The organism is Alteromonas sp. D210916BOD_24 (assembly GCF_047159385.1).
In the GTDB taxonomy this organism is placed as follows: Bacteria; Pseudomonadota; Gammaproteobacteria; order Enterobacterales; family Alteromonadaceae; genus Alteromonas.
Map to the genome: position 1 here is coordinate 2,531,356 of NZ_AP038333.1, position 23,364 is coordinate 2,554,719.

Annotated in this window: 18 protein-coding genes; 6 read left to right on the forward strand and 12 right to left on the reverse strand. The window is 44.3% G+C overall.

What is annotated here, in order from left to right; genetic code table 11:
- The first annotated feature begins 22 nt into the window (after positions 1 to 22).
- From ACMCM8_RS11060 to ACMCM8_RS11070, 3 genes are all read left to right on the forward strand, one after another.
- A complete protein-coding gene (locus tag ACMCM8_RS11060) occupies positions 23 to 1,945 on the forward strand; it encodes a PrkA family serine protein kinase (protein ID WP_412722679.1) in 1,923 nt (640 codons plus the stop codon).
- A 95-nt stretch (positions 1,946 to 2,040) separates the two neighbouring features.
- Entirely contained in the window at positions 2,041 to 3,327 is a 1,287-nt protein-coding gene (locus ACMCM8_RS11065) for a YeaH/YhbH family protein (protein WP_412722680.1), read from the forward strand.
- Between the two features lies 1 nt (position 3,328).
- On the forward strand, positions 3,329 to 4,879 hold the full coding sequence (locus ACMCM8_RS11070) for a SpoVR family protein (protein WP_412722681.1): 1,551 nt from the start codon (positions 3,329 to 3,331) through the stop codon (positions 4,877 to 4,879).
- Between the two features lie 91 nt (positions 4,880 to 4,970).
- Here ACMCM8_RS11070 and ACMCM8_RS11075 read toward each other — a convergent pair whose 3' ends face one another.
- From ACMCM8_RS11075 to prmB, 3 genes are all read right to left on the reverse strand, one after another.
- Positions 4,971 to 6,161, reverse strand: coding sequence for an MFS transporter (locus tag ACMCM8_RS11075; protein ID WP_412722682.1), 1,191 nt, complete (start codon positions 6,159 to 6,161; stop codon positions 4,971 to 4,973).
- 80 nt (positions 6,162 to 6,241) lie between these two features.
- The gene (gene aroC, locus ACMCM8_RS11080) at positions 6,242 to 7,339 is read right to left on the reverse strand and encodes a chorismate synthase (RefSeq protein ID WP_412722683.1); all 1,098 of its coding nucleotides are present in this window, start codon (positions 7,337 to 7,339) and stop codon (positions 6,242 to 6,244) included.
- 9 nt (positions 7,340 to 7,348) lie between these two features.
- Positions 7,349 to 8,284 carry a 50S ribosomal protein L3 N(5)-glutamine methyltransferase gene (gene prmB / locus ACMCM8_RS11085; RefSeq protein WP_412722684.1) on the reverse strand — a complete coding sequence of 312 codons (936 nt, stop codon included), beginning with the start codon at positions 8,282 to 8,284 and terminating at the stop codon, positions 7,349 to 7,351.
- Positions 8,285 to 8,371: 87 nt separating this feature from the next.
- Here prmB and smrB point away from each other — a divergent pair, with 87 nt between their 5' ends.
- Entirely contained in the window at positions 8,372 to 8,983 is a 612-nt protein-coding gene (smrB, locus tag ACMCM8_RS11090; RefSeq protein ID WP_412722685.1) for an endonuclease SmrB, read from the forward strand.
- An 18-nt stretch (positions 8,984 to 9,001) separates the two neighbouring features.
- On the opposite strand, the gene ACMCM8_RS11095 is transcribed toward smrB, so the two are convergent.
- From ACMCM8_RS11095 to ACMCM8_RS11125, 7 genes are all read right to left on the reverse strand, one after another.
- Entirely contained in the window at positions 9,002 to 9,127 is a 126-nt protein-coding gene (locus ACMCM8_RS11095) for a DUF3149 domain-containing protein (protein ID WP_412722686.1), read from the reverse strand.
- Positions 9,128 to 9,384: 257 nt separating this feature from the next.
- Positions 9,385 to 10,641 (reverse strand): sensor histidine kinase, encoded by a 1,257-nt coding sequence (locus ACMCM8_RS11100; protein ID WP_412727694.1) that lies wholly within the window; start codon positions 10,639 to 10,641, stop codon positions 9,385 to 9,387.
- Between the two features lie 32 nt (positions 10,642 to 10,673).
- The gene (locus ACMCM8_RS11105) at positions 10,674 to 12,017 is read right to left on the reverse strand and encodes a sigma-54-dependent transcriptional regulator (RefSeq protein WP_412722687.1); all 1,344 of its coding nucleotides are present in this window, start codon (positions 12,015 to 12,017) and stop codon (positions 10,674 to 10,676) included.
- An 86-nt stretch (positions 12,018 to 12,103) separates the two neighbouring features.
- On the reverse strand, positions 12,104 to 13,312 hold the full coding sequence (locus tag ACMCM8_RS11110) for an ABC transporter permease (RefSeq protein ID WP_412727696.1): 1,209 nt from the start codon (positions 13,310 to 13,312) through the stop codon (positions 12,104 to 12,106).
- Between the two features lie 11 nt (positions 13,313 to 13,323).
- Positions 13,324 to 14,637, reverse strand: coding sequence for an ABC transporter permease (locus tag ACMCM8_RS11115; RefSeq protein ID WP_412722688.1), 1,314 nt, complete (start codon positions 14,635 to 14,637; stop codon positions 13,324 to 13,326).
- Position 14,638: 1 nt separating this feature from the next.
- On the reverse strand, positions 14,639 to 15,373 hold the full coding sequence (locus ACMCM8_RS11120) for an ABC transporter ATP-binding protein (RefSeq protein ID WP_412722689.1): 735 nt from the start codon (positions 15,371 to 15,373) through the stop codon (positions 14,639 to 14,641).
- A gap of 16 nt (positions 15,374 to 15,389) precedes the next feature.
- Complete coding sequence (locus tag ACMCM8_RS11125; protein WP_412722690.1) at positions 15,390 to 16,643, reverse strand: efflux RND transporter periplasmic adaptor subunit; 1,254 nt, start codon at positions 16,641 to 16,643, stop codon at positions 15,390 to 15,392.
- Between the two features lie 621 nt (positions 16,644 to 17,264).
- Between ACMCM8_RS11125 and ACMCM8_RS11130 the strand changes: the two genes are divergently transcribed.
- Both ACMCM8_RS11130 and ACMCM8_RS11135 read left to right on the forward strand, forming a co-directional pair.
- The gene (locus tag ACMCM8_RS11130; RefSeq protein WP_412722691.1) at positions 17,265 to 19,124 is read left to right on the forward strand and encodes a YfiR/HmsC family protein; all 1,860 of its coding nucleotides are present in this window, start codon (positions 17,265 to 17,267) and stop codon (positions 19,122 to 19,124) included.
- An 81-nt stretch (positions 19,125 to 19,205) separates the two neighbouring features.
- Complete coding sequence (locus tag ACMCM8_RS11135) at positions 19,206 to 21,161, forward strand: TonB-dependent receptor plug domain-containing protein (RefSeq protein WP_412722692.1); 1,956 nt, start codon at positions 19,206 to 19,208, stop codon at positions 21,159 to 21,161.
- 46 nt (positions 21,162 to 21,207) lie between these two features.
- On the opposite strand, the gene ACMCM8_RS11140 is transcribed toward ACMCM8_RS11135, so the two are convergent.
- Together ACMCM8_RS11140 and ACMCM8_RS11145 are read right to left on the reverse strand one after the other, a co-directional pair.
- Positions 21,208 to 22,674, reverse strand: a complete 1,467-nt coding sequence (locus ACMCM8_RS11140; RefSeq protein ID WP_412722693.1) for a M20 family peptidase — start codon at positions 22,672 to 22,674, stop codon at positions 21,208 to 21,210.
- Positions 22,675 to 22,724: 50 nt separating this feature from the next.
- Complete coding sequence (locus ACMCM8_RS11145; protein WP_412722694.1) at positions 22,725 to 23,363, reverse strand: hypothetical protein; 639 nt, start codon at positions 23,361 to 23,363, stop codon at positions 22,725 to 22,727.
- Between the last annotated feature and the right edge of the window lies 1 nt (position 23,364).

Consider the following 23,364-nt stretch of genomic DNA (forward strand, 5'->3'; position numbering starts at 1 on the left):
ACTCCGTATTTAAGAGGTTTTCATGGGTATTTTTGAACATTATCAAAGTCGCTATGAAGAACGCAAACAGGAAGAGTTCACCATTGGTGAGTTCCTTGATATATGCAAAGAGGACCAACTCGCGTATGCCAATGCCGCTGAACGTTTACTCAACGCTATCGGTAAACCACAATTAATCGACACCGCTAACGATCCTGCACTCAGTCGTATCTTTTCAAATCGCGTCATCTCTCGTTATCCAGCATTTTCTGAATTCTATGGTATGGAAGAAGCCATTGAACAGATTGTTTCTTATCTAAAGCACGCCGCACAAGGCCTGGAAGAGAAAAAGCAAATTCTCTATTTACTTGGTCCTGTCGGCGGCGGAAAATCTTCCCTAGCTGAGCGTTTAAAAGAGCTCATGCAAAACGTGCCAATCTATATGCTGAAAGGCTCACCGGTGAACGATCATCCATTTTGTTTGTTTGATGTCAAAGAAGACGGTGACATACTTGAAAAAGAGTATGGTATTCCTAAGCGCTACTTGAAAACCATCATGTCACCTTGGGCGCGCAAACGTTTACATGAATTCAATGGCGATATAAGCCAATTTAAAGTAGTGCGCGTGTATCCCTCAATACTTGATCAAGTAGGCATTGCCAAAACCGAACCCGGTGATGAAAACAATCAGGATATTTCATCCCTGGTGGGTAAAGTAGACATTCGCCGGCTAGAGCAATTCGCACAAAACGACCCCGACGCGTACAGTTACTCAGGATCACTGTGTAAGGCAAACCAAGGGTTAATGGAGTTTGTCGAAATGTTTAAAGCACCTATTAAGGTGTTACATCCATTACTTACTGCGACGCAAGAAGGAAACTACAACCCTACTGAAGGGTTCTCTGCGTTGCCCTTTGACGGACTCATACTGGCCCATTCCAATGAGTCGGAATGGCAGTCATTTCGCAACAACAAAAACAACGAGGCCTTCCTAGACCGGGTTTATATCGTCAAAGTCCCCTATTGCCTGCGGGTCAGTGAAGAAATTAAAATTTATAAAAAGTTGATTGAAAGCAGTGAACTCAAGGGCGCGCCATGTGCGCCAGACACGCTGAAATGCCTTGCCCAATTTACCGTGCTCTCCCGTCTCAAATCACCCGAAAACTCCAGTTTATTTTCAAAGATGCGGGTGTACGATGGGGAAAGCCTGAAAGACACCGATCCCAAAGCCAAGTCCTATCAGGAATATCGCGACTACGCTGGTGTCGACGAGGGAATGGAAGGGTTATCAACACGCTTCGCGTTTAAAATTCTCTCTCGTGTATTCAACTTCGATCACCAAGAGGTCGCCGCTAATCCTGTGCATTTGTTTTACGTATTAGAACGGCAGATTGAAAGAGAACAATTTCCGCCAGAAACCGCTGACAGATATGTCGAGTTTCTCAAAGGCTATCTGATCCCACGCTATGTTGAATTTATTGGTAAAGAGATCCAAACCGCCTATTTGGAATCGTATTCAGAATACGGTCAGAACTTATTCGATCGCTATGTCACCTATGCCGATTTTTGGATACAAGATCAGGAATATAGGGATCCAGAAACCGGCCAATTGTTTGACCGCGCATCACTTAACGCTGAACTGGAAAAAACGGAAAAGCCTGCTGGTATAAGTAATCCAAAAGATTTTCGCAATGAAATTGTCAATTTTGTGCTTCGTGCCCGGGCGAATAACGGCGGTAAAAATCCCGCCTGGACGAGCTATGAGAAACTTCGCACAGTGATTGAGAAGAAAATGTTTTCTAATACAGAAGATCTGTTGCCTGTCATCTCATTCAATACCAAAGGCTCTGCCGAAGAACAGAAAAAACACGATGATTTCGTCAACCGCATGACAGAAAGAGGATATACCCAAAAGCAAGTCAGGCTATTGTGTGAATGGTATCTGCGCGTACGAAAAGCGTCTTAGGTAGGTCTTTTTCGCTTGGCATTGGCTTCGAGGCGGTGGTGGGATGTTTCACCATCGCAACGACCAATAGTGCATAACATGAAAAGCAGGTGTATATGGCGCATTTTATTGACCGAAGACTTAATAGTAAGGGGAAGAGTACCGTAAACCGCCAACGTTTTATTAAGCGTTATAAGCAGCAAATAAAACGGGCGGTCTCTGATGCTGTGGGGAAACGATCTGTTACTGACCTTGAATCTGGAGAGCAAATCAGTATTCCTGCCAGAGATATTTCAGAACCTATTTTTCACACAGGTGCCGGAGGCAGTAGAGATATTGTGCACCCGGGCAATGATCAATTTACCGCCGGTGACAAAATTGACCGACCACCTGGCGGTGGCGGTAACGGCAGTGGAGAAGGAGACGCCAGTAACGAAGGTGAAGGGCAGGACGAGTTTGTCTTTTCTATATCAAAAGACGAATATTTAGACCTATTGTTTGAAGATTTAGCGTTACCTAATTTAAAGAAAAACCAATTCGACAAAGTCACCCAATACGAAACTTATCGCGCCGGTTTTCAGACCGACGGCGTCCCGAGCAATTTAGACGTAGTCCGTTCACTTAAAGGTTCAGTGGCCAGACGCATAGCATTAACTGGCAGCGATAAGCGCAAGCTTAACGCTTTAGAAGAAAAGCTGGCATCTTTATATGCGGATAAACACGACAACACCCTCGAAATTACGCAAATTGAAACCGAAATTGAAGTGCTAAAAGCCAAAATAGCACGCGTGCCGTTTATTGATACCTTTGACTTGCGCTTTAAAAACTATGACAGACGCCCCCTTCCCTCAAGTAAAGCCGTTATGTTTTGTCTGATGGATGTCTCTGGTTCGATGGTTCAGGCCACTAAAGACATGGCAAAACGCTTCTATATACTCCTGTATCTATTCTTAACGCGAACATACGACAATGTGGAAGTGGTGTACATCCGCCACCATACCCAAGCAAAAGAGGTGGATGAGCACGAGTTTTTCTATTCTCAGGAAACCGGGGGAACCATTGTTTCAAGCGCATTAAAACTCATGGATGAAGTGGTAAGAGAACGCTTTAGTTCAGGAGATTGGAATATTTATGCTGCACAGGCATCTGACGGTGACAATTGGGCAGACGACTCCCCTCAATGCAAAGATCTACTCATTTCCAAACTTTTACCCGTCACGCGATATTACGCCTATATCGAAATCACCGAACGACAACACCAGAGCTTATGGCGGGAATACGAAAAAGTGGCTGCCACTTTCGACAATTTTGTAAGTAAGCACATCCAATCTCAGGCCGACATCTACCCTGTGTTCAGAGAACTGTTTAAGCGCTCTGAACAAGATGCGCAGCAAGGAGCCTAACATGACGGACAATAGTGTGGTACGTGATCGAAGACAATCTGGCGAAGGACAACAAAGTGCACTCAGCGACGGTCCAGATTGGACCTTTCCTCTGGTGGAGCAATATGAACAGCATATTCGCCGCATTGCCAACGACTTTAAATTAGACACTTACCCGAATCAAATAGAAGTGATCACCTCTGAGCAAATGATGGATGCCTATGCCAGCATTGGCATGCCGCTTAACTATACCCATTGGTCGTTTGGTAAAAAGTTTATCCAGACTGAACAACAATACCGGCGTGGACAGATGGGGTTGGCCTACGAAATTGTGATCAATTCCGACCCTTGTATTGCCTATTTGATGGAAGAAAATACCATCACTATGCAAGCTTTAGTAATGGCTCATGCCTGCTATGGACACAACTCGTTTTTTAAGGGCAATTACCTGTTTAAAACCTGGACGGATGCCAGTTCTATTATCGATTATCTGGTATTTGCCAAAAACTACATTGCCAAATGTGAACAAAAATACGGCTTCGATGAAGTAGAAAATATGCTGGATTCCTGCCATGCTCTGATGAACTATGGCGTAGATCGCTACAAACGTCCGCAAAAAATATCCTTACAGGAAGAAAAAAACCGTCAAGAAGAACGTGAAGCTTACCTGCAATCCCAAGTGAATGAATTATGGCGAACCCTGCCTGACAACCCTCACCATAAGCGCAAAGAAAAAGTGAGATTTCCTCGAGAGCCTCAGGAAAATATTCTTTATTTTATTGAAAAAAATGCCCCGTTACTCGAACCTTGGCAACGTGAAATTGTGCGTATTGTGCGAAAAATCTCTCAGTATTTTTATCCGCAAAAGCAAACGCAGGTGATGAACGAAGGATGGGCGTGTTTCTGGCACTATCACATACTCAATAAAATGTACGACGAAGGCCTCGTCACTGACCGGTTTATGATGGAATTTTTACACAGTCATTCCAGCGTAGTGATGCAACCGGATTACAACAGCCCCTACTATTCGGGCATTAATCCCTACGCATTAGGCTATGCCATGTTTATGGATATAAAGCGCGTCTGCCAGTCACCTACCGACGAAGACTATCAATACTTACCCAGTATCGCGGGGAAAAACTGGCTAGAAACCGTGCACTTTGCTATGCAAAACTTTAAAGATGAAAGTTTCATCAGTCAGTTTTTATCCCCTAAAGTTATCCGCGATTTTAAGCTATTTGCCTTACATGACGACAGTACAAAATCGTACATTGGCGTCAGTGCTATCCACGATGAAATGGGCTATCAGATCATCAAAGAAAAGCTCTCTGCACAATACAATTTAAGTAATTTGGAGCCCAACATTCAGGTCCACAATGTGGATGTGAGCGGCGATAGGTCACTAACACTGCGCTATATTCCCCAGCGAAAAGTGCCCTTGGGTAAATCCAAAGACGAGGTTATGCGTCACTTGCACCGGCTATGGAAGTTCGATGTACGTCTTGAACAGGACAATGGCGATGAAGGTATAGAGCTCATCGCCGAATGCAAGCGCACATCAGTGAGCTCATAATTGGCGTTACATAAGGTGCCCTTTAAGAATAAAGAACACCTACTGCTGTACTATATGGCTTAAACGCTTTTTAGCATTGGCTTGAATTGACTTAAACTGCCTTAGGCACATTGTCCATTGTCTGTTTTGAGCACGCAAACATCGACAGTGCTGCGATGGCTGCAAACACGGTAGCTGTCACAAACGTTTCGTAGGCGTGTGTTCCCTGCTGCCACTGTTGACCTGCCAAGTAATTGCCGAAAGCCCCACCCAACCCAAATGCAACACTGATATAAACGGCCTGCCCGCGACTGTGGTAAGCCTTAGGCAGGAATTGATGGATAAAGTGGACAGACACTGCGTGGGTTAAGCCAAAGCTAAGTGCATGAATAAGTTGACTGACGATAATCACGGTAAACACATCGGCAAAGGCCGCTAACGCGTACCAACGCAAGGCCGTTAACGCAAGACTGGCAAAAAGTAAATTCCACACACCAAATTGGCTAATTAGCCGTCTGGCAACAAGAAAAATCCCCACTTCTGCCAATACACCTAAGGCGATAAAAATACCGGTCTGTTGGCCCGAATAATCGAGATCCCGCATGTACAAAGCAAAAAAACCGTAATAAGCACCAAAGCTGATTTGCAAACACGCCGAGGCAAATATAAACACGGCGAAGGGCCTTTGCTTAGCATATTTCCATATACTGCCAGTGTGGGAATGCTCAACTGACGCTTCATTGGGAGCGCGAATAAAAAGCGTGCTGACAAATAACAGCGTCAGTACAACAATACTGGCGTGAACCGGTGTGTCGGTGGAGAACATATCCAACGCTTTACCCACCATCACAGTTAAACAAATAAAGCCCACACTGCCCCACAACCGAATCTGGCCGTATGTCGCCTTGGTTTTTGCCACCGTTGACATGGTGATCACTTCAAGTTGAGGAAGCACCGCGGTCCAGAACATCATCATCAGTCCAAACGCTAAAGTCAGCCCCCAGAAACTGGTAAAGTAGAACACCGAACTAAAAGTAAGGACAGTGAGAAAACACCCCAAACGCATAACGCCTATGGCGTTTCCTGTTTTATCGGCGACCCCAGCCCACAATCCAGGCCCTAGAATTCGGGCAAGAGTAATGACTGCAAACAACTCACCAATTTCAGCAGACGAGAATCCTCGCCCGTCAAGGAAAATGCCTAAGTAAGGTACCAGTACGCCAAGCTGTCCGAAGTACAGCCAATAAGTAAGTGCTAAAATAAGTAACGATGACTTACCTACTGTCTTACTGTTCAAAGACAAGATGTATCTCCATATGCAAAAACGCCACTAACCAAGGGGCAGTGGCGAAGGGTTAAACAAGGTAGTGTGTAAAATGGTTACTAGGCTTGCCCAGCAATTGGCTTAGTCGTCGAGACCACACCTGTATTTTGCGCTCTGTGCCGCAGCAAATGATCCATTAATACCAAGGCGAGCATGGCTTCTGCTATCGGCACAGCACGAATACCCACGCACGGATCGTGACGGCCTTTTGTTACGATATCAATTTCCTGATTGTCTTTGTTTATCGTCTTGCCGGGTACAGAAATACTTGAGGTAGGCTTAAGTGCCATATGCACTTCAATATCTTGCCCCGTTGAAATTCCACCTAGTACCCCACCGGCATGATTTGACGTAAATCCATCTGGCGTCAACGTGTCTCTGTGTTCACTGCCTTTTTGATTAATCACGTCGAAACCGTCGCCGATTTCCACACCTTTTACCGCGTTAATTCCCATCATCGCATGGGCAATTTCCGCATCTAATCGATCAAATACCGGTTCACCAAGTCCCACTGGTACATGCTTGGCAACAACAGACACTTTTGCGCCGATACTGTCGCCAGACTTTTTCAAATCTCGCATATAGGCATCAAGAGCATCTAACTTGCTTTCATCGGGGCAAAAGAAAGGGTTGGTGTTGGTGATAGTGTGATCCACTTTATCGACTGAGATAGGGCCAAGTTGCGACAGGTAGCCTAAAATTTCGATGCCATGTACCTCTTTAAGATATTTTTTAGCAATACCTCCCGCAGCAACGCGGATAGCTGTTTCTCTCGCCGATGAACGGCCCCCGCCGCGATAATCCCGGCTACCGTATTTTTGATCATAGGTATAATCAGCATGGCCTGGGCGAAAACGGTCTTTTATATTGCCGTAATCCTGACTGCGTTGATCTTTGTTTTTGATCAACAAACCAATACTGGTTCCCGTTGTCTTCCCTTCGAATACGCCTGATAGAATTTGAACTTCGTCGTCTTCCCTACGCGCAGTGGTATAACGAGATGTGCCGGGCTTGCGTCTATCCAAGTCTACCTGAAGATCTTCTTCAGTAATGGCCAACCCGGGCGGGCAACCGTCAACCACACCACCAATAGCGATGCCGTGACTTTCTCCGAAGGTAGTGACAGTGAAAAGTTTTCCGAAGCTATTACCTGACATAATTAACCATTAATCCTTACTGCTAAAATATTCTACTAGTGTCTCTCTGCGAACGGCGAAAATACCTGACCCACCATTTTCAAACTCAAGCCATATAACTTCTAAGCCGGGAAAGCGCGTATTCATGTGAACTTCACTGTTACCCACTTCTACGAATAACCAGCCGCCTTCATTCAAATATGTGGGGGCTTTGTGCAACATGATGTCAACCAGTTCAAGACCGTCATCACCTGCCGCAAGCGCAAGTTCAGGTTCATGGTGATATTCTTCCGGTAAGTCGGCCATATCTTCAGCATCAACATAGGGGGGGTTAGACACGATAAGATCGTATTTCTGCCCTTCTAAACTTGAAAACAAGTCGGATTGAATAGGATAAACACGGTGACTTAAGCCGTGCTCCTGAATATTGATGTCCGCCACTTCTAATGCGTCAGTACTGATATCCACGGCATCCACTTGCGCCTCTGGGTACGCATGCGCCAGCGCTATGGCGATACAGCCGCCCCCTGTACACATATCAAGAATACTAGTCGGCGCAGACTCAACAAACGGTGCGAATTCGTTTTGAATAAGTTCAGCAAAGGGAGAACGAGGAATGAGCACACGCTCGTCAACATAAAATGGCATCCCACAAAACCACGCCTCGTTAGTAATATAAGGCAGCGGCATTCTTGTTTGTACCCGCTTAAGTACAAGTTCAGCAATTTTCTCTCGCTCACTTTTCGTCAGGCGGGAATTCAGTACATTTTCGCCGACTTTTTCCAACAGCGGATGTGGAAGGTGAAGCGCTTGCATCACTAAACTGGTTGCTTCGTCCCACGCATTATCGGTACCGTGACCAAAATACAAGGCCGCATCGTTGAATCGACTGGTTGCCCAACGTGTCATATCGAGCAAAGTATGCAGATCGTCAATGGCTTCTTCTAGGTAAAACTTATCGGTCATGGCGTTTGGGTACATCAAAATTTACAAAGCTGGTATCATACTAACATTTCCCCTATTCGCCCACGTTAATTTGCATATTGATTCAGAATGAAAGCGTTTAAAAAAGAACTAAAAGCCTTAAAAAAGCGGACGACTAAACCTCAACAAGAAGAATCTAAGCAAGTGGAAGATGAAACCTTTTCGTTTGCCGATGCCATGCGTGGTGTCACCCCCTTGGCACAAGACAAAATAGAGCCTGACAAGCAACTTGAACTGGCACAAAAGCAAAAACAGGCTTCACCCAAGCACCTAAAACACAGCAAACAGTTGGCTGCCGCGTTTAACTTTTCAGATATGTATCAAGCCGCACTACCCCAAGAAGGTCCCATGCGGTATTGCCGTGAAGGCGAATCGAGCCATATAGTAAAGCAACTGCGACGTGGAGATTACTCGCCAGAGATGATGTTAGATCTTCACGGGCTCACCAGAGAAATGGCCAAAGCTGAGTTGGCTGCGCTTATTCACTCTGCCCGTAAAGAATTAATTGACTGTGTCAGTATTATGCACGGCTTTGGGCAAGGCGTACTAAAAGCAGCCCTACCTCATTACTTAGTGCAACACCCACACGTGAGAGCGTTTCACCAAGCGCCGCTGGAATACGGCGGGCAAGCAGCACTACTTGTCCTTATTGATATACCGCAGCAAAACCACCTGCGCTAGCCCCTTCACGTAAAGACGCTATTTATCCTCGTTGGCACTGTTGTGCATGAACAGATAAGTGTAATACATCATCATGCCTACAATAATACCGATACCTAAAAGTGAGCCCCATACCACGGGATCTTTAATCATTGTCCACAACATAACTGTTCTCCTCATTGACTAAGTGAATAGTAAGTCAGGGGGGAACGCTCAGATATGATCTGGATCAATGTGTATCAGAGGGTTACTTTTTCGTTGTAAGTCCCTTGATCTAAATCAATTTTAAAAAAACTTTAAAACCATCCCAAAAAAGTTATTGCAAATCATTCTCATTTGCACTATCTTATAAATGCCTGTTCGACGTTGGGTAAAAACGGTCTTGGCTTAGCGTCGCTGAGGGATAGACGCCCGTCTATCCCTCATTTTTTATCCAACACAATTCGTACGCAAAGCCCCTTGCCCTTTCTATTTTGAATCATTAAGTGGCCCTGATGGGCGTCGGTAATCTCACGGCACAATGCCAAACCTAGCCCTGTACCCGTTGGTTTAGTGGAATAAAAAGGAACAAGCGCATTGGCCATAACACTTTCTGACATTCCTTTACCCCCATCTAAAACTTCGATAACAACCTGATCTGTATTTTGTGTAACGACCAAAGCGACATCTTTTGCCTCGCCGCCGGATTCATGTGCATTTTTCAAAAGGTTTATGAGTAACTGCTCAAGCTGAACTGCATCGGCAATCAATGCCACCGGCTCAGGCATAACCAGTTCAAATGTATACTGTTGTCGCAATTGAGCAATGATGTCTTGCCATACAATAGGTGCAAAAGTGGGAGGAGGAAGTTTGGCAAACTTTCCATAGCCTTGCACAAACTGGTTGAGATGATCAATACGCTCCTCAATGGTGTGAAAAACCCGCACCAACCGAGGGTCGCCATTTTGTTTTCCAACAATTTTTCCACTGTGTAATAAGCTTGATATAGGCCCTAACGAGTTATTTAACTCATGGCTAATAACCCTTATGACTTTTTTCCACACACTGACTTCCTGCCGATTCAGTTCACGGGTCATATGCTTAAGGATGAACAGTTTGTGCGGCTGGTTATTCAATAAAAAAGTGCCAATGGCGAGATGCCAGGTTTCTACTCCCTGATCGCCTAGTGGCAGCGTGAATAACCCCTCTTTGTTTTTCAGCAACATGTCAGACAATGCACGAGGTTTGGCGCTGAGAAGTGGGTCTAGCAAACTGCCTTCAAGTCTATGAGTGGCACAAAAGAAACGTTGTGCCTGATAATTACTAAATACAATGCGGTTGTCATCATTCACTAGCAATAGAACATCGGGTGAACTTTGCAGCACTTTATCTAGCATTAATTCCCGTTGATGCAACCACTGTTTTTCTTTGCGTAACGTATCAGCTGTCTCATTAAACAAGGTACACAATCTGCCGAATTCATCGTTTGAATCACAAGCAATGGTTGAGGAATATTCACCGTCCTTAAAATTTAACAATCCCACATTAAGTGCCTGCAAATGTTTATAAACTTGTGCAGATACCGCGTAACCACAACTCCCGCTTAGCAATAGTGAAGCGCATACCACTGCGAGTTTCACCTCAATAGAAAACTCGGCATAGTAAAGTAACGGTGCCAACCCCATGGCCGTGGAAGCCATTGCGGTGGCAATCAGCTTTGATCGAACAGTTTTCACGATTTATAGTCTATCGCGTATTTGTCTAGCCGACGATAAAGCGCCTGGCGGGACAACCCGAAATGTTTAGCAACCTTGGCGATTACTCCATTGTAATTGACTAACGCTGCCTCTATTTCTACTTGGCTGGGCTCTGTGATATTATTTCGAGCCACTGTGTGTTTTGCTGTCTCCTTGGCCAATCCAAATGCGTTGGCACACAACACCCCTTCAGGATAAAGAATGTCTACTCTACGACAGGCGTTCTCTAACTCTCTTACGTTACCAGGCCACGGGTGCTGGGTGATAGCTTGTTGAGCAGTAAGACTCAGTTCACGCCCAGGTAGAAAGTGTTTTACCAACGCTAACGCATCATCCCCACGCTCGCACAGGGGAGGAACATGTATCTCGATAACGTTAAGCCGATAGAATAAATCCTCTCGAAATGTGCCCTTAGCAATATCAGCCGCAAGATCGGCGTTAGTTGCTGAGATAATTCTCACGGTGGTGCGCTGTGTCTTGACCGAACCCAGCTTTTCAAATTCACCGGTTTGCAGAACGCGGAGTAATTTAACCTGGCCAGACAGCGGTAAATTGCCTATTTCATCTAAAAATAACGTACCACCATTTGCCGCTTCAAATCTGCCAATCCGACGCTTATTCGCACTGGTAAAGGCACCAGCCTCTGCACCGAATAGCTCCGCCTCTATAAGCTCTTGTGGTAATGCACCTGCATTTACTTTAATAAAGGGCGCTTGATTTAATGGCGATTGGCATTGAATGAGCTCTGCAATTTTCTCTTTGCCGCTACCGTTAGGGCCAGTAATCAGCACGGGCACGTCAGACTTAGCCACTTGAAGTGCCATATCCACAACACGCTGCATTGCGGCGCTATCGTATATTAGCCCCACACTCTGCGCCGCTTGCTTGGCGTTATCAAATACGTTTGTATGCTGCTGCAGCGCTTTGTTCTTTGTATTGGCTTGCCCTAAAGCGACTAAATTATTAACTGTAGTCACCAATTTTGTATCGTCCCAAGGCTTTGGGATGTAGTCTGCCGCTCCCGCTTTTACGAGCTCGACGGCTTGCTCGAGCTCAGTCCACGCAGTTATCAAAATAATCGGAAGTAATGGATTTAGGCCACGTAGGTCGTTAAAGAGCGCTCTCCCCTCTTCGCCCGACGTTGTATCTGCACTAAAATTCATATCTTGAATGACTAAGGCTATTGATTGATAGTTAACAATCTGTAGTGCCTCTTTGGGCGAGGTGGCAGTGACTATTTGATATCCGTGGATCTCTAGTAGTAGCGACAACGCTTCTAGCACTGCAGTATTGTCATCTACTATTAAAATCTTCGTCATTGAATTACGTATCCGTTTTACCGTTTGTTTTTATTATCAATAAGCGCTGCTCACCCACAACAGGTAAGCAGCAATATTAGCGCGTGTTAAATACTTCTGGTTGCTATGCTCGGTGAAATGTTCGCTGCACGCCTGGCAGGTACCACCACTGCCAATAAACTCATTATCAGAATAAATAAAGCAGTTACCAATACATACTCCAATTCCAGCGCTCCAATTGAGTAGGTTTGCATTAGCCCTCGGCCTAAAAAAACAGCGGCTATGCTACCTATCACTAGGCCTACTGTACATATCATGGCATTTTCTACCAAGAAATAACGCACAATGGCAGATTTTCTTGCCCCTAGCGCTCGACGCGTTCCAATTTGTTTAGTGCGTTTGCTGATATTAAATTGGGTCAATCCGAAAATGCCTAGTGCGGTAACCAAAACCAGTACGACCACCAGTACAATGAGCATACGCATCATCAGTACGTCAGTAGCATCATAGGCTTCTTTACTCTCGTCAAGCCCATCCACATTGATGATCACGCGCTTGTCATAGGCTGCTAGCATCTTGTCTTCTATTATTTTCATAACGTTAGCGCGCTCATTCGCGTCGGTTCTTACCAGAAAATGCTGATAACTTTGCGCATTAATATACGGAATAATGCCTGTGGTATTGCTGTCTTCTGCACGCGGCCATGCACTTTCCATTAAAGCTACAACACCGATAATTTCAAGAGCCCTGCCATCGACGTAAATCGATTTACCCAGTGCTGATTCATCGTCAAACATACTCTTAGCTAATGCCTGCGACACAATAATAGTATTGGGGCCATTGTCGTGATAACTATCACTAATCATGATTTCTTCAGGTCTGAAGTTTCTACCTTCGATAAGTTCTACACCAAAAGTGTCGAGTGCATATTCATCGCCATAGAAGTACATCAAGCGGCCTTCTCGCGATTGCTCTGGGCGGGGCTTTAACCTAATTGAGGTAGACGAGCCACCACCCGACAGCGGCACCGCTTGCGTTAACGTGGCGTTAATAACGCCTGGAATTTGGCGCAACATGGCTTCGTCTAATTCACCCTGCTGTCTTAAATCGATGTCTTTTCCGAAGGTCATCACGGTAAAACTGAAGATCTCTTGCTGAGGGTAGCCAGTGTCTTCGCGCAAGTATGACAAATTGTCGTTAATCATAAAGGCTGCGTTACTGACAATTGCGGTTGTTAGTGCAATTTGTAAAAACAGTAAAACAGCACCTACTTTGGAGCGCAGCAGCGCGCTAAATATTGGTTTTATATCAAGCATCATACGCCCTCCTATTGGCTCTTAAGATAAATAGCTGGCTGTGTCTTACACACCAACCAAGCAGGGTATAGGCCTGCAATGAAGCTCGCGAGAAGTGAAATGGTCGGCGCAGCCAATAGCATCGACCAATCCATTGTTGCAAGTGCACTATAATAGTTATTAGTCGTGCGTACTCCCCACAAGCCAAGTTGTGCAACGACAATCCCAAGAAGACCTCCTGCAACACCAATTACAGAGACTTCCACGATGTGTTGTAAGAAGATCTGACGCTTGCTCGCGCCTAGCGCACGCCTTACACCCACTTCTGGCGCTCTTTTCAGAAACTTCGCCAATAAAAGACCAAGAATATTTGCCACACAAACCATCAGGAACATAAAGCTAAGCGCAACGAGAATGCGATTGTCTTCAGACACTACCTCAGTATATTCCATCCACTCGTTGACGTTACGTAGCTTGTATTCTAAGTTCTCACGTTGGAAGCGACCTCGGGCTTTCTGATCTTCCATATAAGCCATCAAAAACTGGCCATAAGCCTCTTTTTGTTGTTCGTTCTCTAGTAATACCCAAAACTGGGTCCAGAGCTTTTCGGAGGTCAGCAAGTCTTGATAGCCTCTCATTGCCTCTTGCTTCCAGCCGTTCATGTTGCCCCACGTGCCAATCTCTTCTAATGGGGCTATGGTAAATGGAATATAAATCGACTCTGATGAATTAAATGCGCCGTTGTTAACATCGTAGTATTTAACATGGTGGTCCCAGTTTTCTGTTACACCCACGATCCGATAGCTCTTATTATCTAAAAATATTTCTCTGCCAACAGAATTCTCACCATTGAAAAAACGGTCGTTAATTTCCTTGGTGATAACCGCGACATAAGGTTTATTGTCTTGTGCGTCACGCGACCAAGCTTGACCGTATATGAAAGGTCTGTCGAAAATATCGAAAAACTCTCTGTTGACGAGGCGTGCCGGCTCCATGCGAGGTTTAACATCCGGCGTATTAAGATGCACTGAAAATCCGCTGCGAAAGCTAGGACTACTCAGTACGTCAATGTCTGCGTTGTAGAGGTTTGTGACATCTTGGTAAGTCAACTGGCGAGGCATATTGTCAGAAGAATTCCATTCATTACCCTCATCCATTAACTGTAATTGCGGGTAATGAATTTTGCTACTCTTGTGAGGAATGGGATCCATTGACATCATGTGGAACACCGACAAACTGGTCATGGTAATGCCAATTCCAATTGCGATTGCAAATACCATCAAGAAGCTAATAATGGGCGTACTCTTTATGCTCCGCCAGCTTAAATCAATATAGTGAAGTAGCATATTACACCTCAGCCGCTTTCAAGCGTTCAACAGCGCCAACCGATTCAGACTCTGGGTTACCTTGATACAGCGTAAAGTCCGCCAGCTGTCCATCAACCACTTGAATGTTGCGAGGTGCTCTACGCGCAAGCTCCGGATCGTGCGTCACCATAACGATAGTTGCACCATTGCGGTTAATCTCTTCGAGTAACTCCATAACCTGACGAGCCATCAACGTATCTAGATTACCGGTGGGTTCATCGGCAAGTAAAAAGCGTGGATTACCTGCAAGCGCTCTTGCAATGGCAACGCGCTGTTGTTGGCCACCTGACAGCTGCTGTGGAAGGTGCTTAGCTCGGCTAGCCAGTCCAACTTGCTCTAAACACTCATCAATTCTGCGTTTTCGCTCTTTCGACGACACACCACGATAACGCAGTGGTACTTCCACATTCTCAAAAATATTCAGATCGGGGATTAAGTTAAAGCCTTGGAAGATAAAACCAATTTTTTGATTGCGCAGATCGGCTCGCTGATTGTCAGACAACCCTCCCACATCAATACCATCGAGTGTGTATTGTCCTGAGGTAAAAGGCTCCAATAATCCTGCCATGTTGAGGAAAGTAGTTTTCCCTGAACCAGACGGGCCAGTAACAGCAATAAATTCACCTTCATTGACTTCTAGCGAAAAATCTCTTAACGCATGGGTTTGAACACTGTCCGTTTGATAAACTTTGCTAATATTGTGCATTTTCAACATTTCATTATTCCTTGTCTTATCGAAGTAGCACCGAAGGCGCTTGTTTAAATTTGTCGTAGTTTGATGTGATGATTTGATCGCCTTCTTGAAGACCTTGAAGAATTTCCACTTCACGCATACTGGTAGCGCCTATTTGAATGGCCACTTTTTCTGCTATGTCTCCGCGTACGATATAAGCAGTATGTCCGCCTGCTTGAAGGAAGCTTCCCCGCGCTACTTTTAGTACATCAGACTTATTTTCAAGCAGAATGCGAGCGGAGATTTGCTGATTCTGACGAATCGATGCAACGCTGCTTTCGGGAAAACGAACCCGAGCCGTAACTTGCCGGTCAACCACTTCAGGAGAAATAGACACCAAGGTCCCCATTACAGTTTGCCCCCCCATGGTGAGTTCGACATCCATGCCAATGCCGAGCTCCGCGGCATAGCTTTCTGCCACACTCAACTGCGCCTCGTAGGCCGATAAATCAACCAGTGTCATCAACAGCTCATTTTTTGCCACCAGCGCATTGGGTTGAATGAGAACGTTACCCACCACACCTGAAACACTGGCTTTAATAGTTAAATTGACCAGCTGACGCTCGAGCTCTCTAACCACCAATTCTTGTCTGGCTACCTTGTCTTCACTGGTCTTAAGTTCAAATGCCAATGTATCTTGCGCTAGTTCAATCTCACTCATGGCGTGTTTATGGGTTACCTTCGCTCTTGCTAAGTCATCTTGCGCTTTTTCAAAATCTATTTGACTGATAAGGTGGTTAGTAATGGACAATGCAGCACGCTTGTCTTCCCGAATGGCAGCATCTAGTTCTACTTTAGCCAAATCTGCTTGCTTATTGAGTAGTAAGGTCTGACGCCTTACATCTAATGCTTGTCTGGCGAGATCACTTTGTAAACTGGCTAAAACGAGTTGCTCTTGTTTGAGGGTACTTTGAAGCTCCGGCGAGTCTACCACTGCTATAACATCCCCTTGATTAATCATATCTCCCGGCGTTACATGAAGCAGCACATACCCTTGTGCAGGGCTATATAATTGTGGGGCATTAGCCGCAATAATTTTGCCAGTAGTAACGATGTCACGTACCAAATCACCTTTAATTACCGTGTTGACTTTCAGGGAATCTTTCGACATTGATAGGTCAGCAGCCGGTGCTGACAACGTCACGTAACCTAGTAGACACAAGGTTATGACAACGACGACTAAAAACAACCATCGCTTTTTGTTGGTCACAGGCGTGACTACACGATCTTGATTACTAGTATCTTGAATCATCGCACTTCCCGCTGTGTGATTGTTTCTAGGTTGGCAAGAACCACTCCAAAAACAAAAACGACTAAGGGTAGACTGATGTAATGAAGTAACATCATCACGGTTTTTCTCCTGTGTTTAAGGTGTTGGGTTTACACAATTTCCAATCTAAAGCTTTAGCTGAGATCAGTAATTCGATTTACATGCCAAAACATATCCTATTGATTTTATTTAATTATAAAACCTATCCATAGAATAAAGTGTCCGCTTCGGACAAAATAAACTGTCCGCTTACAGAAGCGGACACTGCTATAGAAGTGTGACTTGTTAGGGTTGTTTGAGAGACTGACTAGGAGGGAAGTTGAGTGGCTGGAACTGTTCGCCACATCAACACCTTTCATTTGCCTGACTGATGATCATAACGAGCACGGGGCTATGTATTTCCAGTTTTTCATTTCACTACTACACTTAGTGTAGTTGAGTTGCGTTTAACTTGAGCTATTGCACAACGCAACCAGGGAAAATATCTAAAAATCAACAAATAACGTTTTAGTGGCCACGTTAGCGGCCATCTATGGTCAATGGATGAAGACACTATTTAGGCGTAGGTATATCTGGTTCATTTGCTTTTTGCAATTAAGCCCAATGTCTTTTGCAGAAGACTTTGACGAGCCAACCGTCAAGGCTGCGTTTATCTTTAACTTCATCAAACACACAACCTGGCCTGATGAGTCGAGCAAAGACACCTTTACTATTGGTGTTTACAAAAACAAGCCTTTTTTTGATTTACTCGCTTCGACTATGAGTGGACAGAGCATAAGGAATAAGCCTCTATACGTCATCAACGTTAATTCAATAAAACAGCTTCAACAAGTTGATGTAGCAGTGGTGTTTCTCCCACCAAAAGAGGATATTGCTGATATAGCATCACTTTTACGAGAAACCGCTACTCTGCTTATCACAGATAGAAGTCATAACAAAAAAGATGTCATGATAAATTTCATCTTCAACACGGTGCGTAACAAGTTGGCATTTGAAGTCAACCGTTCAAACATTGTATTCGAGCAGCTTAAAATTTCAGACGAATTGCTCCTTTTGGGCGGCTCAGAATTAGATGTAGCGAAGCTTTACAGAGAAACAGAACGCGCATTACAACAAATGAAACGCGACGAAATCACTATGCATCAAAGCATTAATTCACTCAATGCTGAACTGCGTGATACTAACGCTAAACTAAGACTTTCTGAACAAACCTTACAAAATAACAACCACATCTTATTGCAAAGAAAAGATGAGCTCGACACCAAAGAAAAAACACTATCATCATTGCGAGAAAAAGTGGAAGCGCAAAATAGAGCCCTAAAAGAAACCAATGCTCATCTGCAACTGTTAACCCAGCAGAAAAATAATGAAGTCACTCGGCATCAGCAGATTTCAAAAAAGAACAATGAAGAAATTAAGCAGCAAGAAATGCAGATACGAAATTTGGCTGAGAAAGCAAGTGAGTTCCGCTCCCGTATAGATGAACAAGTGAGTAAACTCAGATTATTGGAACAAGAGATTGCTACCAAAAACATCACCATCGAAGATAAAAATACCAAGTTAATGATGACTAGCGCAGTCATGCTGTTCGTGGGGTTTTTACTTGTTATAATAATTGTGCTTTATGTGAGAATGATTCGAACCTCTTCAAAACTTGAGCATACTCTAATCCACCTTAAAGAAACTCAATCTCAGCTCGTTCAATCAGAGAAAATGGCATCGCTGGGATTACTCACCGCAGGTATTTCCCATGAAATTAACACGCCACTGGGAATAGTGATCACGTCGTTAAGTATTATTGCGGATAATGCTGAGCAAATGGACGAAAAAATATCCGCGGGCAAGCTGACAAAACATGCATTTCGCAGCGCGATTGACGCTATTAAACAATCATTAGAGATATCCAACTCTTCGTTAAAACGGGTTACTCACTTAATTAGCAATTTTAAACAGGTCGCCGCGGATCATTTTGTTGAAGAGCCAAGAAACATCCACCTCGCGCAATACATCAATGAATTTATGGTTACCCTCGCCAGTAAACTCAACCAGAAAAATATCAATTTCACCCCCTTACCCACTTCTGACTTAGTGATAAATACGATTCCTGGCGCGTTGACTCAGGTACTGACAAACTTTGTCTCTAACGCGATAGATCACGCATTCGCAGAACAACTTCCATCGAAACCTGAAATCAGTTTTTCTATTGTTGATGACAAAGAGCAAGAGGACGTAACCATTGTCTATACTGACAATGGATGTGGCATGCCAAAAGAGGTACTCGAGAATATCTACGAGCCTTTTTACACCACTAAGCGAGGAGAAGGCGGCACTGGATTGGGTATGCACATTGTATTCAACATAGTGCACAAAATGCTCCAAGGAGAAATTACTATCTCAAGTGAAGAACACGTAGGAACACAAATTAAGCTAATAATACCTCGTGAGTTGAGAGGACAAAAATGAGCAAAGCTAATGAACTGATAGTCTGGTAAAACCACCCTAAGGTGCTATGCTCATTAGAGTTCTTTACAATGGAGTGTAGCCATGGGCAGAGCCGTCTACCTAGCGTATTTCTTGCTATTCCAGACAAACGCCTTTGGCAATGTGGAGCAACAGCAAAGCTCCTCCAGCCAGTCATTATTGGAAATGTCTTTAGAAGATCTCCTCAATGTCACTATTAAAAGCTCTACTCTCAGTGATATATCAGTACGCGACGCACCTTCTTCGGTAACCGTGTTCACCCACCAGCAGATCAAAGAATTAGGGGTCCAGTCCGTTGAGGAACTACTGAATTTTGTACCCGGTTTTCAGTCCTCTCGGGAAATATTTATCGGTGATGGATACCGCATTGGTGTAAGGGGAACTCCCTCGCCACAACCTTCATTCAACGTCCTTTTTTTAATTAATGGGAAACGGATGAACAGTGATTTAGCTGGTGGTGCGATGTTTGAAAACCGCTATATGACAGTCCCCAACATTGAAAAGATTGAAGTCATTAGAGGGCCAGGCTCTGCACTGTATGGTACCAATGCATTTTTAGGCGTTGTGAATATTATTACTAAAAAGCAGAGCAATGAGTTTCGTGTCGCGGCGGGTAACTTAAATAGCCTCGAAGCCTACACTAACTTTTCAGGTGAATCAGGGGAATGGTCATATTCGGGTTTTGCTCGCTATTACAAGGATTCCGGGCAACTGTACGGCCCTGATATCACAACGCCTATTAATCCCAATGCTGAATTTACGCGTGACCCTTATACTGCCAAAGACGTAACTGGAAGCATTTCTTGGAACAGCACTGTTAGTTTTGAATTTCGACACATGACGAGGGATATGGAAGACTTTTTTGTTTTCAGGGCGGTAGAAGACGGCCTACTACGGGCGAAAACACAACAAGACTCATTGTCACTAAGTTATGATTTACGTATTGATGACAAATGGTTGCTAGAATCTCGATTAGTGTATTTATCTGGGCAATTAACAACAACAGAGCCATTAAACTCAGTCGTCGGTGACTATGCTTACCAAAGTTCGGAATGGGGAATGGAAGTTGACGGGCACTACTATCCCATTGTCGACCATACTCTTACCTTCGGATTATCTCTTCGAAGACCAGGCGTGGACGTATGGCAATTCAAAAGCGCAGATAACAGTGAACTGATCTCCCTAGGTGCAATAGATCACAGACGATTTCTCGGTCTCTATATTCAAGATGAAATTAGAATTTCTGACACCTTAAACGCCACCATCGGCTTACGAAGTGATATCATCTCGGAGCATGACAGAAATATAAATCCCAGAGCGGCCATTGTATACACTCCCAAGGTAAAATCGACGTTTAAATTCATCTATGGAACCGCATTTCGCTCACCTAACCGGTTTCAAACCGATGATAGGTATCTGGGTAATCCAGCATTAAAAGCAGAAGAAATTGAAACCAGTGAAATAGCATGGCTACAAGATTATTACTTGCAATCACCTAAACAGTTTCAAAGTGTATTCAGCATTTTCTACAGTAAGCATAAAAACTTAGTTGAAATCGTCCCAGGAGAGGGACCGTTCGGTTTACAAACTATCAATAGCACAGGTAATTTGTACTCGTCGGGTTTAGAAGCAGAGTTTCAGGCAAAAGTATCAGCCAACTTTTCAGCTAAAGTTGCATTAACACGATTGTTTAATTACGAGCACAGCCCTCAAAATCACCCTAGAGATACCTTGTCTTTTTCCAGTACTTATACGTTGCCAAACGGTTTTTTGAATATATCTGCGCTATATAGAAGCCAGACCACTCAGACCCTGACAGTCGGTGAGTTGCATATTGGCGATTACTGGCGAATTAATACCAATGCTAATTGGCAAGTAACTCCACAACTTACCGCTACCCTTAGCATCAATAATGTCACTAATTCTAGATACTATTCACCTTCTGTTATTGAAACCATGGTGAAAGGCATTGAGAATCGTGGCCGCACATTTATGGTAGGGCTAGATTACACTTTTTGATTATCACCACCCTATCAAATCGCGATGCATTTGAACGTGCTGAAACTCATTGATTTAACGTGCTCAGCTTTATCATCTCGGCATAAAACTGAATAGCACTAATGTAATCAGTAATAGGAATTTGTTCATTTACACCGTGAAACTGTTTTAATGTTTCTGGATTGAGCTCCACCATCATAAAGCGGTATATACTGTCTGATAGTGCACTAAAATGCTTGGCATCTGTTCCGCCTTGCACTAAATAAGGCGCCACCAATGTGTCGTTCTGCATTGTCCGTATTGTACGCTCAATCAATCGATATCCCATGCTATCCATTTTTGACACACTACTGGCTTCATTGGCCATGTAAGCCTCTACCTTTACCCTTGGATCATCAATGGTTTCAGTCACATGCGCAACTAAATCCGTGACCGACGTCCCAGGCATAAGGCGATAATTAACCACACCAATTGCCTGCGTAGGCAATATATTCGATTTTGAACTTCCCTCTACCATGGTTGCTGCTGTGGTGGTACGAATACTGGCCGCAGAACTCGGCTTCGCTAGCATAGCACCTTCAATAAGTGGTGAAAGCAACCACAAGTTAGCCATGGCAAGTCGGGTTGGAAAGTCAGTGTAATAGCCAATTTTTTCAAAGGTCTTTTGAATAAATTGAAAATCGGTGTCCAATTGGTTATTTTCAAGTTTCACAATGGCTTGGCTAAGTACACCTACGGCAGTGTGCTGTGGTGGCTGCGAAGAGTGCCCCCCCTTGTCATCAACGGTAAGTCGAATATTGGCATATCCTTTTTCTGCAATACCCACCACAGCCACGGTACTGTCTGTTCCCACCATGAGCCCGCGAGTTATTGCCCCACCTTCATCCAACACAAATTCAAATTCAATATTCTGTGACTCAAACCATTTCGCCACTTGAGCTGCACCCTGCTCTCCGCCAATTTCTTCATCGTGGCCAAAGGCAAAATACACTGTTCGCTGTGGGGTAAATCCGTCAGATAACAAATGTTCCATGGCTTCCAACAAGGCAAATACGGTTACCTTATCATCCAGCGTACCCCTTCCCCATATTGCGCCATCACTGATATCTCCGCTAAACGGTTGGTGCTGCCATTGCCCTTTGGTGGCGGTGTCAACCGGCACTACATCCATATGCCCCATAAACAACACGGGTTGAAGAGAAGTGTCTTCCCCACTTAACTTATACACCAGACTGTAGTCGCTAATCACGGTTTTGCTCATAGCCTGGTGCACAAGGGGATAAGATGATTGGATAAAGGAATGCAAACCAGCGAATGCTGTAGGGTCAAATAGCGAGGGATCTTCGTAAGAAATAGTAGGAAAACGGATCCCACCAGCAAAGCGCTCTACTGCGGCTTTTTCATCAATTTTAACAGGTACAAATGAAGCATTTGGCGTGACCTGGTTGTCACTAAATACCGTTGCGGCTCGAAAACATAGCAGTAATACCAACAAAAGTACCACTGACAGTCCAATCCAAATCCCCTTTTTCATTCTCATTTCCCTTATATCATTTCACCATGCCAAAAGCCGACATAAGCAGTTTAACTAAATAGCTTCATAAACCAATTTTTTTGCAAGTCTTCTTCACACGATTTCAACTGAGTGGAATAACGCAATGAACGCGCTTTCACTTTAAACGCCACTTTTTTTAGCCAAGGTTTTCTATCGTAACTCCGTCTTTTATACCCCCCCCAGCCTTCGTGGTAGTTTAGGTATTGAGCATAAGCATCCCATTTGGACACACCGTTGATTTTTTGCGACTTCGCAATAAACCAGCCCATAAAGTCAATTGCATCTTCAAAATCATCTCTATCAGCACCACTGTTGCCCGATTCGCGAACATAATCGTCCCAGGTCATCGTCTTTGCCTGAGAATAGCCATACGCTGAACTCACTCTTCCCCATGGAATCAACCCAAAGAAAACATAATCTCTTGGAGGAAGCGCATCATGACGGAACGAACTCTCCTGGTACATCATTGCCATTGGCACGTGAATAGGTACGCCCCACTTATCTCTTGCATCCGCCGCGGCATCGTACCAATCATCTTTTTCATAGAAAATTTCGCACAAATTACTGGTGTCTTGTGGCGGTGTAGTGGCACATCCGGCGATAAAAAGCGGAAACAGCACGATGAAAGCTGATAAAAAAATAACCAATTTTTTGAACTTTTGCTGCATG